1 protein-coding gene is annotated in these 1,195 nt (G+C 40.5%); it reads left to right on the forward strand.

All coding sequences use genetic code 11. From position 1 onward, the window contains the following. Positions 1 to 549 precede the first annotated feature (549 nt). Positions 550 to 1,195, forward strand: a 646-nt coding sequence (locus AC1DVJ_RS31055; protein WP_477596804.1) for a YheC/YheD family protein, incomplete at its 3' end; no start/stop codon positions are given.

Consider the following 1,195-nt stretch of genomic DNA (forward strand, 5'->3'; position numbering starts at 1 on the left):
GTTCGTGTGGATTTACAAATCAAAAGCAAGAAACAGTTATCTCATTCCCGTTCGTGTGGATTTACAAATCAAAAGCAAGAAACAGTTATCTCATTCCCGATCGTTGCACCTATCTCTTCATTTAATCATATTTATATCTCATATCCTGCAAAGGAAGTAGTTCTACATAAGTTAATCTCTTGTTCCTGGATGTCAGGTACAAAAAAAATACATTTCAGAAGCATCTACAGAGTTTTTTTTGAGCTTTTCCATCCGTTTATCATTGCAATCTTCGTAGGAGGCTTTCAAATGAGCGAACCGGAAATTGGAATATTAACTCATCGAAATGGAAACAAGTTTTCTGAGTCTGAATTTTTTCTAGATATGGTCAGAGAAGGTCGGAGTYTGGGCGCGAAAGTGTTCTTGTTTTCTCATTTGGATATCATGCCCGAAACAAAACAAATTCGAGGTTTTGTGCCATCTGCGACAGGAGGATGGAAGGAAGGAATCTTCCGTTGGCCTGATGTGGTCATCGATCGCTGTCGCAAGTTAGATAAACCGTATMAGGAAATGAGACGGAAAGATTGGTTTCCGTACACAAGTCATAAATTTACTTACAAGTCAAAGGCGACACAGTTGTTTAGCAATACGCCTTCGCTTGCGAAATACATTCCTAAAACTGTAATGTTTTCCACAGAGAAACTCCGGCTAATGATAAGAGAATTTCCTGAATTATACATTAAGCCAAGTAATGGAACCGGAGGATGCAGCATATTGAAGGTTGCACGTAATAAAGAATATTTCACATTAACTGGACGGAACAGAGTAGGCAATTTAGTGAGAACCAAACTAAATTCTGAAGCTACAGCCATTCGTTGGATAAAGAATTGGGTGTTTTCCGAGCGGATAAGATCGGGAACATTCATGATTCAACAGGGTCTTTGCTTGGAATTGATGCCGAATCGGGTGATAGATGCAAGGATGATGATACAAAAAAATGCTCAAGGCGAATGGAGCGTCACTGGTATAGGTCTAAGATTAGGAGGAAAGCACAGTCYGACATCCAATATCACTTGGAAAGGAGGCAAAGCAATTCGTTTCGATGAGTTCATGGTTCGTCGCTTTGGACGGGAGAAGGCGGAGACCATTCGGCAGAATTGTAAAAAGATGGCCCAACTTGTCGTGGAGACGATCGAATTGAAGTTCGGTTCCATGA

The organism is Paenibacillus sp. P4_A9, assembly GCF_056402415.1.